General features: G+C 41.7%; 12 protein-coding genes. 4 read left to right on the forward strand and 8 right to left on the reverse strand.

What is annotated here, in order from left to right; genetic code table 11:
* The first annotated feature begins 8 nt into the window (after window positions 1–8).
* Entirely contained in the window at window positions 9–482 is a 474-nt protein-coding gene (locus tag AX660_RS01185) for a DUF2919 domain-containing protein (RefSeq protein WP_068371310.1), read from the forward strand.
* A 101-nt stretch (window positions 483–583) separates the two neighbouring features.
* Here the strand turns inward: AX660_RS01185 and AX660_RS01190 are convergent, their stop codons facing one another.
* The 3 genes from AX660_RS01190 to tcdA form a co-directional block, all read right to left on the reverse strand.
* Complete coding sequence (locus tag AX660_RS01190) at window positions 584–997, reverse strand: hypothetical protein (protein WP_068371312.1); 414 nt, start codon at window positions 995–997, stop codon at window positions 584–586.
* Between the two features lie 11 nt (window positions 998–1,008).
* A complete protein-coding gene (locus AX660_RS01195; RefSeq protein ID WP_068371315.1) occupies window positions 1,009–1,938 on the reverse strand; it encodes a LysR family transcriptional regulator in 930 nt (309 codons plus the stop codon).
* Window positions 1,939–2,049: 111 nt separating this feature from the next.
* Window positions 2,050–2,847, reverse strand: coding sequence for a tRNA cyclic N6-threonylcarbamoyladenosine(37) synthase TcdA (tcdA, locus tag AX660_RS01200; RefSeq protein ID WP_068371318.1), 798 nt, complete (start codon window positions 2,845–2,847; stop codon window positions 2,050–2,052).
* A 287-nt stretch (window positions 2,848–3,134) separates the two neighbouring features.
* Between tcdA and AX660_RS01205 the strand changes: the two genes are divergently transcribed.
* The 3 genes from AX660_RS01205 (at window position 3,135) to AX660_RS01215 (ending at window position 6,987) form a co-directional block, all read left to right on the forward strand.
* A complete protein-coding gene (locus AX660_RS01205; protein WP_068371321.1) occupies window positions 3,135–3,965 on the forward strand; it encodes a pirin family protein in 831 nt (276 codons plus the stop codon).
* 133 nt (window positions 3,966–4,098) lie between these two features.
* On the forward strand, window positions 4,099–5,520 hold the full coding sequence (locus tag AX660_RS01210) for a mannose-1-phosphate guanylyltransferase/mannose-6-phosphate isomerase (RefSeq protein WP_068371324.1): 1,422 nt from the start codon (window positions 4,099–4,101) through the stop codon (window positions 5,518–5,520).
* 21 nt (window positions 5,521–5,541) lie between these two features.
* Entirely contained in the window at window positions 5,542–6,987 is a 1,446-nt protein-coding gene (locus tag AX660_RS01215) for a phosphohexomutase domain-containing protein (RefSeq protein ID WP_068371327.1), read from the forward strand.
* A 74-nt stretch (window positions 6,988–7,061) separates the two neighbouring features.
* Here the strand turns inward: AX660_RS01215 and AX660_RS01220 are convergent, their stop codons facing one another.
* From AX660_RS01220 to AX660_RS01240, 5 genes are all read right to left on the reverse strand, one after another.
* The gene (locus tag AX660_RS01220) at window positions 7,062–8,573 is read right to left on the reverse strand and encodes a parallel beta-helix domain-containing protein (RefSeq protein ID WP_068371329.1); all 1,512 of its coding nucleotides are present in this window, start codon (window positions 8,571–8,573) and stop codon (window positions 7,062–7,064) included.
* Between the two features lie 2 nt (window positions 8,574–8,575).
* Complete coding sequence (locus AX660_RS01225) at window positions 8,576–9,775, reverse strand: cytochrome-c peroxidase (RefSeq protein ID WP_068371333.1); 1,200 nt, start codon at window positions 9,773–9,775, stop codon at window positions 8,576–8,578.
* Window positions 9,776–9,777: 2 nt separating this feature from the next.
* Window positions 9,778–10,398, reverse strand: a complete 621-nt coding sequence (locus tag AX660_RS01230; RefSeq protein WP_068371336.1) for a c-type cytochrome — start codon at window positions 10,396–10,398, stop codon at window positions 9,778–9,780.
* A gap of 270 nt (window positions 10,399–10,668) precedes the next feature.
* The gene (locus tag AX660_RS01235) at window positions 10,669–11,715 is read right to left on the reverse strand and encodes a helix-turn-helix domain-containing protein (protein ID WP_068371339.1); all 1,047 of its coding nucleotides are present in this window, start codon (window positions 11,713–11,715) and stop codon (window positions 10,669–10,671) included.
* Window positions 11,716–11,828: 113 nt separating this feature from the next.
* Entirely contained in the window at window positions 11,829–14,444 is a 2,616-nt protein-coding gene (locus AX660_RS01240) for a TonB-dependent receptor (RefSeq protein WP_068371343.1), read from the reverse strand.
* Between the last annotated feature and the right edge of the window lie 260 nt (window positions 14,445–14,704).

The following is a 14,704-nucleotide window of genomic DNA, read 5'->3' on the forward strand; positions in this document are numbered from 1 at the left end:
GAGTTTTTTTGACTAAGTTATTACTCGATTTAAAACATTATGATGAAGCGGGGCGAGTAAAGCCTAGCTCTGCCTTATTATTACTGATGGTTTTTTTATGTCGCAGTTTGCTCATTTTAGTGATGGCTTTGGCAGCAGGACAAGACAGCAATGCCTTGTTACGCTTGTTTTATCCTGAAGAAAAATATCTCTATATCGGTTTGGCGATTGCGCTACCCGCCTTTATTAGCTATGTGCTCATTGCATTTAGAGAAAAATTAAGTAAAACACAGCTGTATTGGCCATTTCACTTAATTAAGTATTTTTTGTTTTTTGCATGTTTACTGGATTTTATCTATCAGTGTTACTTAGCCAATTTGCATTACTGGCAGTTTTCTTGGGCCATTGCCACTATCTTAATACTTGATATGTGGTTTGCTTATTTTGTGCTTAAAGATCGTCATTTAAAGGTGTTTGTTGCAGATTGGCTGCAAGGGCGTTAAATCAGATACCTAAAGCGACACTAAAACCCCCTATAAGGCTTTTGCTACTATTGGTGCTTTTAGTACTTTTGACACTTTTGACACTTTTGATACTTTTGAAACTATTGCATTTTATTTGCCACGGCTTGTTCGAAATAATTTTTGATACTGATTTGGCTATCGTTCACCAAGCGTTGATAACAAATGCCAGCAAAAGCATAGGTATTACCTGCGTATTCCAGAACCACATAAGGAGCATCAGGGTTGGAGGCATCGTAACTCCAGTTGCCACCAATTTTATGGCGGAAAATCTCTCCAACATAAGCGCCGTAAATATTACACAAGGTAAATACCGCGTTTTCTTCTAGTGCTTGATCTCTATAACGGGCAAGCCAGCCAAGTATGACTTCATCGACCAGTTCAAGACTTTCTTCTGTGCCATCTAATAATAAGTTAAATTCTTCTTGGGTAGTGGTAATGGCATTTTGTGCACAATCAACCATTAATTCGTTTAACTCTTCTCTACTCATTTGCATGATTTTTCCTCTTATGTACTTGTTACTTGAAGATTGGCTTTTTGTTGGTGAGCGTTGCATTGTCGCAGAGCTAAAATTTGCTGATAGAGCAACTCAGTGCCTGGCCCAATTTTGTCGGCTTTGGGAGCAATCAGGTAAAAAGATATTGCTCTGAAGCTACTGCCTTTAATGTTAAGTTTATGGAGTTTTTGCTGTTTGAATGCTTCTTGTAATGTGTATTCAGGTAACCAGCAAAAACCTATACCTTGGCACATAATATCAATTGCTGCGTTAAAATCACTTACTGTCCAGCGCTGTTCTGATTTTAACCAACCTTGTTTTTCTTGGGGCGACCGGCTGGAGTCTTTGATCACAAGCTGTAAATGCTGAGCCAATTCGGAGGGCTCGACAGGGGAGTTGAGTTGAGCTAGTTCATGTTGTGGATGGCAAACCGCATAAAAATACTCCTGACAAAGTGGCTCACCTAAAAAGCCTTTGGGTATGCTACCTGCAATGACCAGATCCGCCCATTTTTCGGTTATTGCCTCTTCTGTACCCGTCAAAACCGTATTAATAATTTTAAGCCGACTGCCCCGACTGTGTGGCTGAAAGGCTTTAAGTGCAGCATACAAGTATTCACGTGGATAGGCTAAATCAGCAGCCACGGTGATCTCTGGCTCCCAATTTTGATTGATATTAGTGGCGAGTTCTTCTAAATCTTGAATATTCTGTGTCAGGTGGCGCGCGCGTCTCAACATGACTTCGCCCGCTTCTGTTAAATAGGCTTTGCGGCCAATGACTTCTAATAAAGCCACACCCAATTGATCTTGTAATTTAGTCACAGCATGATTGAGTGAGGATTGGCTTTTGTTCAGTTGAGTTGCTGCCTGCGCGTAGCCACCAAAATCGACCACTGCTTGCAGAATACGCCATTGTTCAATGGTGGTTTTTGCGCGGTACATACCATACTAATTATTCGAATGTTTCATTGGACTATTGTGACCTGAACGGCAAAACAAAACCAGTATCAATTAATGAGCGCGTTAGCTGCCATAAACACAGTTTGGTTTAGGTCACTCAAGCTTTTTTGTCATGGCTTTTTCGCTTAACTTATTGATCACCCGGGCAGCTGCGACAAAACCAAAAGTAGCAGTGACAGCAACTGAGGCACCAAAGCCACTATTACAATCTAACTTAACACTTCCACTGCTCAGGTTTTTAGTGCCACATACAGTACCGTCTGCTTGGGGATAGCGTAATTGTTCGGTTGAAAAGACACAGTCCACACCAAAACGTCTTTTACTGTTGCTGGTAAAGTTGTAAAAACGGCGCAGCTCAGAACGGAGTTTGGCGGCCAAAGGATCTTGAATGGTTTTACTTAAGTCAGTGACTGAAATTTGAGTAGGATCAATTTGCCCGCCTGCACCGCCAATAGTAATGATGGGGATTTTGTTGCGTTTACAGTAAGCAATCATACTGGCTTTGGCTTTTATACTATCGGTGGCGTCAACCACATAATCAAATTCAGCTGAAAGTAGCTCTGCGACGTTATCTGGAGTAACAAAATCTTCAATAGAATTTACTTTGCAATCAGGATTGATATTTCCGATTCGCTCTTGCATTTCAATGACTTTAGCCTTGCCAATACTGGTTTGCAGAGCATGAATTTGCCTATTGGTATTTGTGATACAGATATCATCTAAATCAATTAGGGTAATGTTACCCACAGCCGTACGGGCTAAGGCTTCAGCTACCCAACTACCCACGCCACCTATGCCCACTATACAAATATGAGCTTGGCTTAAATATTGAGTCGCAGTAATACCATAAAGGCGTTCAGTACCGCCAAAACGTTGTTTTGTTTGTTCCATCTGGTGCAAATGTATTATCTAATAAAACGCGATTATATCAGGCTCTGGACATAAAACCCCATGAGCTTAGTTCACTAAGTGCTAAGTTATTTACAAATCATGGTGAAGGAGTGCCGCCAACAAACGTGCATCTTCAAATTGCTTGGGTATAAAGATCTTTCGATTAAATTGAAGTGTTACAGTCTTAATATGCAATTTTCTTTGTTTAGTTATCGTGGTCTGATAGGGCTATAAAATTGATTCAGTTTAGTAGTTTGACAAGCTACAGACGAATAGGAGATTAAAAGATGCAAGCAACTAAGATTAAACAGATTGTGCGCGGCATACCAACGCAAGATGGGGCAGGTGTGACACTTACTCGTATTATAGGTCAGCCGGGTTTACCCAGACTTGATCCTTTTTTAATGTTGGATGAGTTTGGCTCGGATAAACCTCAGGATTATTTAGCTGGTTTTCCTGAACATCCTCATCGTGGATTTCAAACCGTCACTTATATGGTGGCGGGTAAGATGGAGCACCGCGATTCGGTCGGTAATACTGGCTTGATTGAAACCGGTGGTATTCAGTGGATGAATGCGGGCAAAGGCATTATTCATTCGGAGATGCCAAAACAAACCGAAGGATTGATGCGTGGTTTTCAATTATGGGTGAATTTACCCTCTCATGAAAAAATGTCGGAGCCAAATTATCAAGATATTAAAGCTGAGCAAGTCCCTGTGGTCACTGATATTTCAGGACTCGAAGTCAAAGTATTGGTGGGTGAGTTTAATGGTGTAACAGGACCAGTAACTGCGCAGGCGGTTAAACCAGTATTTTTAGATTGTTATTTTAGCCAGACTGAGAGTTTGTCCTTGCCGTGTGACAGTGCACACGTATTTTTTGTGTATTGTTATGAAGGTGAATTGACTTTTGGCTCACAATCATTAAACAAAGGTGAACTGGCGGTACTAGAACCAACAACAAGGATCAATTTGCAAGGTAATCCACAGAGTCGTTGCATTATTGTTGGTGGTCATCCAATCAATGAGCCTATCGTGCAATATGGCCCTTTTGTAATGAATACTGAACAAGAAATTCGCCAAGCTTATGAAGATTATCGACAAGGGCGCTTTGCCTAACATTTATTTTACTCTAATAGCACTTTAGTTACGCTGGCTTGTTGAATAAGGGACTGAGCTTTAATACTATTCAGACACTCTAATCATTGCCATCAACAGGATGGCAAATTGCCTGTTTAAAAAGGAACGTTTAATGAAGCCAGTTGTATTAGCCGGAGGCAGTGGTAGCCGTTTGTGGCCCAAATCAAGAGCAGCCTTACCCAAGCAATTTTTACGTTTAACCTGTGAATTGACTATGTTGCAAGACACGATTAAACGTTTAAAAGGTACTGCCATTGATGCGCCTATTGTGATCTGCAACGATGCGCATCGTTTTTTAGTGGCTGAGCAACTGCGTCAGGAAGATATCAAACACGGTGGCATTTTACTTGAACCCATGGGGCGCAATACCGCACCAGCTATAGCGTTAGCTGCCTTACATGCGTCCTTGTCGGGTGAAGATCCTATTTTATTGGTACTCGCTGCTGATCATTTAATCAGTGACACCGCTAAATTTCATACTGCCATTGAACAGGCACAAAAATTGGCCGAGCAGGGAAAGTTAGTGACTTTTGGCATAGTGCCGGATAGTGCTCATACCGGTTATGGTTATATCAAACGTGGTGCTGAGGTTTCCGCTAATCTCGTTGGTTATGAAGTGGCACAGTTTGTGGAAAAACCTAATCTTAGTACCGCGCAATCCTATGTAGATTCTGGCGAGTATTATTGGAACAGCGGCATGTTTATGTTTAAAGCTAGCCGCTATTTACAGGAGCTTGAGAAATATGCACCTGAAATCCTTGCCAGTTGTAAAAAAGCCATAGCCTCAGAATCTAAAGACTTAGAATTTGTGCGTTTAGATGCAGAGGTTTTTGCTGCTTGCCCTGATGATTCTATTGATTATGCCGTAATGGAAAAAACCAATGCTGCTTGCGTCGTGCCCTTAGATGCGGGCTGGAGCGATGTAGGTAGTTGGTCATCATTGTGGGAAACCGCCAAACAAAAAGATGCCAACAATAATGTGGTAATCGGCGATGCTATTTTAGATGGGGTACACAATAGTTATATTAACTCTGAACAACGTTTAATTTCTGTGGTTGGTTTAGACGACGTCGTGGTAGTAGAAACCAAAGACGCAGTTTTGGTAGCGCACAAAGATAAAGTGCAAGATATCAAAAATGTAGTTAATCAGCTGAAAGCCGAAAAACGCCCTGAGTTTGAGTTTCATCGTGAAGTATTCCGTCCTTGGGGTAGTTACGATTCCATCGATAATGGTGCGCGTTTCCAAGTAAAACGGATCACGGTTAAACCAGGTGAAAAACTCTCAGTACAAATGCATCACCACCGTGCTGAGCATTGGATCGTCGTAGCCGGAACGGCCAAAGTAACCAATGGTGAACAAACCTTATTATTATCGGAAAACCAATCAACCTATATTCCTATCGGAGTTATTCACGCTCTGGAAAATCCAGGGAAAATTCCTCTCGAATTGATTGAAGTCCAATCAGGTACTTATTTGGGTGAAGACGACATCGTACGTTTTTCAGACCGTTATGGTCGTGTTGAAAGCAAGTAGGCAAAATTAGGGAAAATTAATATGCAGTTAAGTTGTTTTAAAGCCTATGACATTCGTGGCAAATTGCTTGAGCAGTTAGATGAACATGTCGCCTACCGCATAGGGCGTGCTTTTGCTGAGTATCTCAGTGCAAAAACCGTGGTGGTGGGGGGGGATGTACGTTTAACCTCTGAGCCACTTAAATTAGCATTGGCTGCTGGTTTAATTGATGGTGGTGCTACCGTTACCGATTTGGGCATGACAGGTACTGAAGAAATCTATTTTGCTACCAAACATCTGAATGTCGATGGCGGTATTGAAGTCACAGCAAGTCATAATCCCATTGATTACAACGGTCTCAAGTTAGTTAAAGCCGGTTCACAGCCCATTAGTGGTGATACGGGCTTGTTCGCCATTAAGGAACTCGCAGAAACCTATACCCAAGCTGAAGTTGAGCAAAGCTTGTCGCGCTATATTGATAACATGGTAAGCCCTGAAGACTTTATTGCGGGCAAAAGCTCGGTGAGTACCGCTAAGTTAGCGACGAGTGGACAATACCAAGTGATTTGCACCAGTCAGGCCTATGTTGAACATATGTTGTCCTATATAGATCTTAATAATATTCGCCCTTTAAAACTGGTTGTTAACGCAGGTAACGGGGCTGCTGGTAAAGCCCTAGATGCCATAGAAACACAGCTGCGTAAACGTGGGGTGCCGGTTGAGTTTATTAAAATTCATCATCAACCTGATGGCACCTTTCCTAATGGTATCCCTAATCCCTTATTGCCCGAAAGTCGCGCAGATACTGCGAACGCGGTAATTGCCCATAAAGCAGATATGGGCATAGCGTGGGATGGTGATTTTGATCGCTGTTTTTTGTTTGATGAAAAAGGTGATTTTGTTGAGGGTTATTATATTGTTGGCCTATTAGCCAAAGCCTTTTTAGATAAAGATCCTGGCTCTAAAATTATTTATGACCCGCGGGTTTTTTGGAATACTGAAGACATAGTGCGCAGTGCGGGTGGCGTGCCGATCAAATGTAAAACCGGCCATGCTTTTATCAAAGAGCGTATGCGCGCCGATGATGCGGTGTATGGTGGCGAGATGAGTGCTCATCACTATTTCCGCGATTTTGCTTATTGTGACTCTGGCATGATCCCTTGGTTATTAGTGGCAGAGTTGATTTGTACTTCACAAAAAACTTTGTCGCAACTGGTTAAAGAGCGCATTGCGGCTTTTCCTTCATCGGGTGAAATAAATCGCACTCTGAGAGATCCTGATGCAGCAATTGCAGCCGTATTGGCCAAGTACGAAGCAAGTGCTACCTTCATTGATTACACCGATGGCATTGGTGTAGAGTTTGAAAACTGGCGCTTTAACTTACGTAAATCGAATACTGAGCCGGTGATCCGTTTAAATGTTGAGTCACGTGCTGATATTCCTTTGATGGAAGCAAAAACCCAAGAATTGTTAGCGTTATTAAAATAATCAACAAGTTATAAACTATACAAAAAAAGCGCTCATTGAGCGCTTTTTTATTATTTTACAGATACTTAGTTCTATTATTTTTTCACATGCAGCATGTATTTAGCGACAGCCAAACGTGTTTCGGCATCTAAATAGTTTTGCGGTGGCATTTCTGGATAATCGTCACGTTTTTTAGTTGGATTAGCAATAAACTCAGCCAGACCTTCAGGGTTATCCATGTATAAGGCTTGGATAATTTGCACTGGAGGACCAATCATTCTACCGGTATAAGTATGGCAACCTGCACAGATACCCAAGTAAGCAATCTTGCCTTTTTCACTGGGGTCTATTACACGAGCTGGTACAGGTTCATCAAGGATGTAAGTATCAATACTGTCAGTATTAGTGAATTCACACTCTTTCCAGTTATCGACACCTACCGTGACATATTGGTGACGGTTGATAATACAACTATCACGGCTGCCACCTACACGAATAATATCGGGTTTTCCTTGTTTGAATTCGCTCAACATAAGAGCTTTGACTTCATCAAGCGTATCGTAGCCGTTATTATCCATAAGGTTGTTTAGGATCATTACCTTGTCTGGTTTGGTATCCGATTCAGGGTCGATGGTGACATTAGGCGCATTTTCATGATCGGTAATCACAATGCCGGCAGTCTTGTTGCCAGTGATAATATTATCTTCGATGATTACTTCATCGGCTGCCATCACCAAAATACCCGTACCTGCTGGTATGCCAGCAACTGTCGAGCCCGGGGCACCGAAGTTAGGGGTATTGTTATTGGTAATAAAATTATTACGGATGATGACATCAAAAGTAGTTTTAATCGGTAAGCCTGGGGTAATAAAAGCTAGTACACCACCGGTGTTGTTGTAGACCATATTATTTTCAACAATGGCGTGACGACTGTTTTCAATCTCAATGCCTGCGACAGAATCAAACACTTCATTGTGAGCAACTTGGATGTTATCGCTCATGCCAATATAAATAGCAGCATCTGAAATACCCGAAACAATGTTGTATTCAACCAGACCATTTTTGCCTAATTGGGGGAAAATCCCATAAACCCCGGTATCTACAATAATATTGTTACTGATTTCAAAGTTATTTCCGGCCTGGCCCATAATACCGTTACCTTTGTAGCGGGTAATTTTTAGGTTTTTTACAATAACATTGTTACCAGAATACAAGATGGCGTCGTTCAACTTACCTTGACCATCTAATACTGCTCTTTTTCCTTCAACGATAACCCCGATAAGATGGATATCATCTTTATCGATATACACAGTTTCATGGTAGGTTCCGGGCATAACTTGAATCGTATCGCCTGGCTCGGCTAATTTGACCGCTTCCATAATAGAAGAGCCGTCTTTTACTACGTGAGTCTTACCTTCGACAGTACGCGCACTAACAGGTGAATTTCCTGAATTTTGTTGCTCTGCGTTTTTATCATAACCGCCAGCATAACTAGCACCGCCACCATTATTGATGACAAAATTATCATTTGAGCCACCTTTGCCTAAAAATATGCCGCCAGAAAAGGCTGCAGCTATCAGCGCCACACTTAAAAGTTTTGTTTTCATTTTTATTCTCCCTGGTTTACTAACATTGTTTTGTTGTTATAGCTGTCATCTACTGGCGACAGGCCGGAGGGCACTATCTTAGGTATTTGAGGTGTTAACGTTTCATCTGTTAATGAGCCTAAAAACTCGACAATTAAGTCGACTTCTTCAGGACTCAAATTGGGCTCCCATATATGCCAGTGAAGAAGCAGCTTTTCATCTGGCGGTACAGCGTGGCCTCGTCCTTTATTGTAAAACTCCACAGATTCTTTTAAATCGCTAAAATTTCCTGCGTGCATGTACGGCGCCGTTTTAGTGATGTTGCGTAGGGTAGGGACTTTAAATCCACCACGTAATTGGGCCGCGTTATAGGTCTTTTGTGCGCCAATATCGAAGGGAACGCCTTCTTTTTCGGCTACACCAATAACGGCAATTTGATTATTAGTAAATAAGGGCGGTTGATGGCATTCGGCGCAGCGCGCCACAAAGGAGCGAAAAATGTTTAAACCGGCTACTTCATTATCGCTCAGCGCTTGATGATAGCCATGAGCATAGTGATCATAACGACTATTAAGGGAGATTAAGCTAGTTTGAAATGCCGCAAGTGCTTCAACCAGTTGATTGAGATCAATGTCATCGCTGTCTGGAAAAGCTTGTTTGAACAACTCTGGGTAGTATTCATTAGATTTTAAACTACTCAGTAATTGCTGAGGATTGTTACCCATTTCTTTAGGGTCAAATAAAGGACCGACGGCTTGTTGTTCTAAAGTGGTCGCGCGTGCATCCCAGAAAAACTTATCCAAAAACGCCACATTCCACAAACTTGGAGCCGAGCGAGCCGCCTTGGCATGGTTGATTCCGATACTTTGTTCCAAACCATCGCTTAAACCTTTGTCTGGTCGGTGGCAACTGGCGCAGGAAACGGATTGGTCTGCTGATAATAAGGGATCAAAAAATAACAAGCGCCCTAAATCGATTTGATTTGGGGTAAAACCATCCCGGTTTGGTGGCAATGATGTTTGTGTGCCACCCAGCCCACGGTTTTGTACTGAATCATACATTTGATAAAAGCTCACCAGTTTACATGTGCCTTCTGTAGTTAGTTCAAAACTGGGTGGGCAATGTTGATTGAGTTCAAATCTAAGGTTTTGTTGTGCAATAACGCCACTGTTTGGCATTAACAACGCCGTTAGTAGAGCTAAAGTGACAAACAGGTAACGCATGTTTATTGCTGCTCGCTAATAAAAAACACAATATCCTGCAACTCTTTATCTGAGACAGCATTAGCCATCATGGCCATTTGACGACCGTATTTGTCATCTTGGTGGGTGCCTCTAATGCCTTGTTGATAGTTCGCGATTTGGCGGAGTAAATATTGGGGATCCTGACCGGCTAATTTGGGCGCCTTGAACGTAGGGTTACCTTGAGCTTCTCCACCATGGCAAGCACCACATTTAGCTTGGTAATAACGAGAGCCGTTTTTAAGGTCGCCTTTAATCGTGCCTTTGACAGATACCGCTTCGAAACTATTGATATAGCTTAAAAGTTGTTTGGTTTGTTCTGGATCACTAAGTTGTTTGGCAAAAGGAACCATCATTTTACCATGGGTATCACGTGGATCGTTTGCCCGTAAATCAGAGGCAAAATGTTCGATCTGGGTTTGCAAATACCAATCAAATTGACCAGCAAGTGAGGGGGCATTTAAGGCGCTGTTACCTTGTCCCTGCTCACCATGACAGGCACTACAAGTTTGATATGTCGTTTTACCTTGGTCGGCAAATGATGGAAAATGCAACATCATAATTAAGCTGCTTAATATTAACTTACCCCAAAAAATTTGTTTCATCGCCACACCTTAGTCTTAACTTATGGTGGCGACTATAGGCTACAAAATGCATTAGTTCTTACGGAAAGCTAGAAAACTCTGACGAATTCCAAAATAACTCAGAGCTTTTTTGATTAACTCAGTGTTAACAGAACAAAAACATATCGCTAAAATCATTGGAATTACACGGCGGCGACAAACGAGTGAGACCCCATGAGCTTAGTTCGCTAAGTGATTGGGGTGTGTGAGTGCAGCCAACAAACGAGCAGTTTCAAGGATGAAGCGTATATATCAGTTGTGCTGATTACGATACTCAGTGGGGGTAATACCATATTTATTTTTAAAAGCTTTGTTGAAAGAACTTAAACTTCTAAAGCCACTGTCTAAGGCGAGGGTCAATACCGGTAATTTTTGCTCTTCGTTTTGTGCCAGTTTTTCGGCAACTTCTTGAATACGATAAAAATTTAAAAAATCATTAAAATTACGGTAATTTAGTTCGCCGTTTATAAGGTGGCGCAGCTTGTATTCGTGGATCCCAAGGTGGCGAGAAAGTGTACTAATGGTCATGCCTTCTTCTTTATACAACTTATCTTTTTGCATGCAATCCAATATACGTTTTAACTCTGGTGAGTGTTTAGCTTTTGTCGTGGGGCTAGTCTTCTTAGCGATGGCTATATCAAATAAAGTGCCTTCTTTTAAGGCAAATAATAAAAAGTTAATCACCATTAACATTAAACACAATAGTGCGTATTTAACCGTTTCTAACCATAACCATTGCCAGTGAAACAGTTGCTCGATGACGATAACTATCACTATATAAATGGCCACAAAACCTATAACACTGACTCTGACATAGCGGCGTTCTTGCACTAAATCTACATCACTATGTCTGATGGCTTCGATTAAGGCATGGCTGATTAATACCAATTCCAGCGCCAGCGCACCATAAGTTACTAAGCCAAAAAAGGCCGGGTAATGATGTAAGTCATAATTAAAAATAATTTGCGATATATTGGCTAGAGTCGGGACGACTAGCGTCATTGACGCCACTAAATAATGCCATGGCTTGGGTTCATGGCGATCGGCAAATATGTTAAGTGAAACCAACCAAAACATACCAGGTAGGGCATTCTGAGCTACAGAATTAAGCCACCAAACAATAGACAATTTTTCTAGGGGGCCAAACAGCGGAGAGAGTAAATAGCCACAACCACAGAGCATTAACCCAATAAAAAGCAAGATCGTACGGTTTTGTTTAATACCAGAGAATAACAGTACTCCACACATGAGCATTAAGGCGAAATCTAAGTGGGCAAAAAATTGGGAACTGGCAAGCATGGATTCAAATGGGTCAATTGCGTGGGACAGTACATTAACATTCCAAAGGATTGTGACTCAACATAAAAAAGCCCACCTTGAGGTGGGCTTGCTTTTGTTGTTCGTTTTACAAACTAAAAATTGTATTTAAAATCAAGGCCTACTTCGCGACCGCGATTTATTCTGCCATAAGGCGTACCAAGAACATTGGCAGTTAGACCGCCAATACCTTCAATGTAGCGCTCATCCGTTAAATTGCGTACCCATAATCCAGCTTCCAATGCTTCACTGCCGCTAGTCCATGATAGACGCATGTTGATATCTTTTTTGTCATAGAAATATTCTTTAACCGCTAATTGAAAATCGGTCAAATTGGCGGACTGATCATTGGTGTTTTCAACGTAGACATAATCAGCATGTAAACCGATCAAACCAAAATCAAAGTCATGAGCCCAATCGATCATAGCAGTATAGTTAGCAGAGGCGTCAAACGATGAGTTTTCGGCTGCTCTTAAGTCCCCATTGGCATCATAAAAAGACGGGCGCTCGACATCGGTTTTTCTGAAATCTGACACAATACCAAAACTTAGCTCATCGGTTGCTAGCCAGCGTAGGTCGATTTCAAGTCCACGAACCTCACGGTTTTCATTGATAATGCTAGGCACAGCCGTAGGGCTGCCGGGTTGTTTGGAATCAATTGAGATCTGAAAATTATCCAACTGCGTATTATAGATGCTGATATTGGCGCTCAAACTTTTGTTTAATACCGCTTTATAACCAAACTCTAAATTGGCGCTATCTTCTGGTGCAAAAGCCTTACCGCCTGCCGCCTGATTAATAGGTACTAAAGAATCAAATCCACCGGATTTGTAACCAGTTGAATAGGAAGCAAAAATCATTTGGTCGTCAGTTAGTTCATAATTAGTCACTAAACGTCCAGTCACTTTGCCCCAACTGTCGGATGCAGTGATATCCACCATCGGGAATAATTGATTACCTACTCCTGGACGTTGTGCCACAAAAGTAGTTTCAGGGATGGTCCAGCTAAAATCTTTAGTATCTTTGGAATAACGAACCCCTCCCAATACGTGCCATTTTTCTGTGATGGCATAATCCACGTCAAAGTAGAGGCCCCAGTTGGTAAAATCACCGGTGTTAATGATGTTTTCTTGCCAAAATTGGCCGCTATAACTAGGTCCAAAAATCTCTGCTATGCCTAGTTGTTGAGAAACGATGTCATAAGTCAAATCACCGGTTGCTGATACAATTGCACCGCTCAAAGGCATGCCACCCATACCAATAGCTGCCATGATGGGATCTGCAAAACCTAAGGCATTAAGTGCTCCAGCCCATTCGTCACTGTTCCAAATATGGTCTAAAGGAAAACCTGAACCTTGGTAAAGTTGCTCAACTACACCATCAAAGGTCGCGCCTGGGCCAAACGCACCTTGTGCATGTGCATCACTATTACCACCAATAGCAGCAGCTAGTTCCTGAGCGAAAGAGCCTCGAATAACGTTGTTTAATTCACCTGTGGTTAATCTTGTGATGGTGTCAGCGGTAACATTTAATTCAGTTTGCTGGGCTACGTCTTCTTTAGAGTAAGAGAAACCAGCAACGGCGTTGAATTTTTTATTTACATAATTAAACTGTAACTCCGTATAAAGAATGCTGGAATCTTCATTGTTTGAGGTTGAAAAACTGCGGGTAATATCGCCTGTGCCATCGTCATCTTGACGGTTAATGGTTTCCCAGTCACGGTAACTTATTAGGTATTTCATCGATAATTCATCATTAAATTGATGGTCGAGTTTAGCCGTTACACCATACATATCACGGGATTCCACCCCATCGCGCACATCGTTTTCTACCTCACCGGCAAAAGGTGTTTTACCTCCGTTGTAGGCGTATTGGCTTAAACCAATAGACAATGGCGGTGCTTGTTCTAAATCATCAAGATCTATCGAAAATTGAAATTCTGTATCGCCAGATACTTCCCACAATAAGGCAACTCGTGCCGCATTATGATGGCGCGCACCTGAGTCCCAAATTTTTGAGTTTTGGTTCCACTGTGGCTCTGAAATATTTTTAACAAAACCATCCTGACTATTGGTTAACATATTGGCGCGCAAATAGACACTTTGCGACAAGGGCACATTGACCATGCCTTCGTATCGAGCAAGATTGTCAGTACCCCAACTGCCTTTAATGAAACCTTCAAAGTCTTCAGTGGGTTTGCGTGGCAGAATATTAACAACACCCATTGCAGCATTGCGGCCAAATAAGGTGCCTTGAGGACCTTTCAATACTTCGATTCGTTCTATATCAGAAAACAGCACGTTTTGTGCTGCTCGCGGCATATAAACGCCGTCGTAGAATGTGGCAGATGAGGGATCGCCTCCCGATGAAATATTGGGACTGGATATGCCGCGCATGCTTATACCGGATTGGGTCATGCTGTTATCGCCAAAATCAAAACCAGGAATAAATTTGTCAACATCACTGAGTAGGATAGAGGAGCTTTCTTCTAAGGTGTCAGCGCTAATCGTACCAACAGTAATAGGGACTTTCATCACGTTTTGCACCCGCTTTTGCGAGGTTACTTCGATGACTTCAAATTCATTGCTGTGTTTTTCCTGTTCGGCGGCATAAACAAGACTTGAACTGCATGACAATGCCAAGAACATTGCCTGGGCAATAAGGCACTTTTTAGTTTTTATTGTACTTTGGCCTTTTGCTATTTTCGTCATATAAACTTCCTCTAAAGTGAGATGGTGTGAGTTGGTACTTCTATAAGAACTACTATATGAAGGAGAAAAATTTAAAGCTTACTCATTTATATTAAACAACTGACGAATTAATCCACTAGGCTGAGTGATTATTGTAAAGCCCTTATAATGCGTGGCCTGCAAAGGAATTAAATGTAAGAATTTTGTAATAAATATGTTGTTAAGTTTTTAGCTAAAAAAAACGTAAGAGAGCTTAATTAATAATGAGCGAATAATAAAAA

Origin of the sequence: Paraglaciecola hydrolytica, assembly GCF_001565895.1 — a bacterium.
GTDB classification, from domain to species: Bacteria; Pseudomonadota; Gammaproteobacteria; order Enterobacterales; family Alteromonadaceae; genus Paraglaciecola; species Paraglaciecola hydrolytica.

Coding starts and splice junctions, on each gene's coding strand:
- AX660_RS01190 (WP_068371312.1), bottom strand. CDS start 997: ATGCAAATGAGTAGAGAAGAGTTAAACGAATTAATGGTTGATTGTGCA.
- AX660_RS01195 (WP_068371315.1), bottom strand. CDS start 1,938: ATGTACCGCGCAAAAACCACCATTGAACAATGGCGTATTCTGCAAGCA.
- tcdA (WP_068371318.1), bottom strand. CDS start 2,847: ATGGAACAAACAAAACAACGTTTTGGCGGTACTGAACGCCTTTATGGT.
- AX660_RS01205 (WP_068371321.1), top strand. CDS start 3,135: ATGCAAGCAACTAAGATTAAACAGATTGTGCGCGGCATACCAACGCAA.
- AX660_RS01210 (WP_068371324.1), top strand. CDS start 4,099: ATGAAGCCAGTTGTATTAGCCGGAGGCAGTGGTAGCCGTTTGTGGCCC.
- AX660_RS01215 (WP_068371327.1), top strand. CDS start 5,542: ATGCAGTTAAGTTGTTTTAAAGCCTATGACATTCGTGGCAAATTGCTT.
- AX660_RS01220 (WP_068371329.1), bottom strand. CDS start 8,573: ATGAAAACAAAACTTTTAAGTGTGGCGCTGATAGCTGCAGCCTTTTCT.
- AX660_RS01225 (WP_068371333.1), bottom strand. CDS start 9,775: ATGCGTTACCTGTTTGTCACTTTAGCTCTACTAACGGCGTTGTTAATG.
- AX660_RS01230 (WP_068371336.1), bottom strand. CDS start 10,398: ATGAAACAAATTTTTTGGGGTAAGTTAATATTAAGCAGCTTAATTATG.
- AX660_RS01235 (WP_068371339.1), bottom strand. CDS start 11,715: ATGCTTGCCAGTTCCCAATTTTTTGCCCACTTAGATTTCGCCTTAATG.
- AX660_RS01240 (WP_068371343.1), bottom strand. CDS start 14,444: ATGACGAAAATAGCAAAAGGCCAAAGTACAATAAAAACTAAAAAGTGC.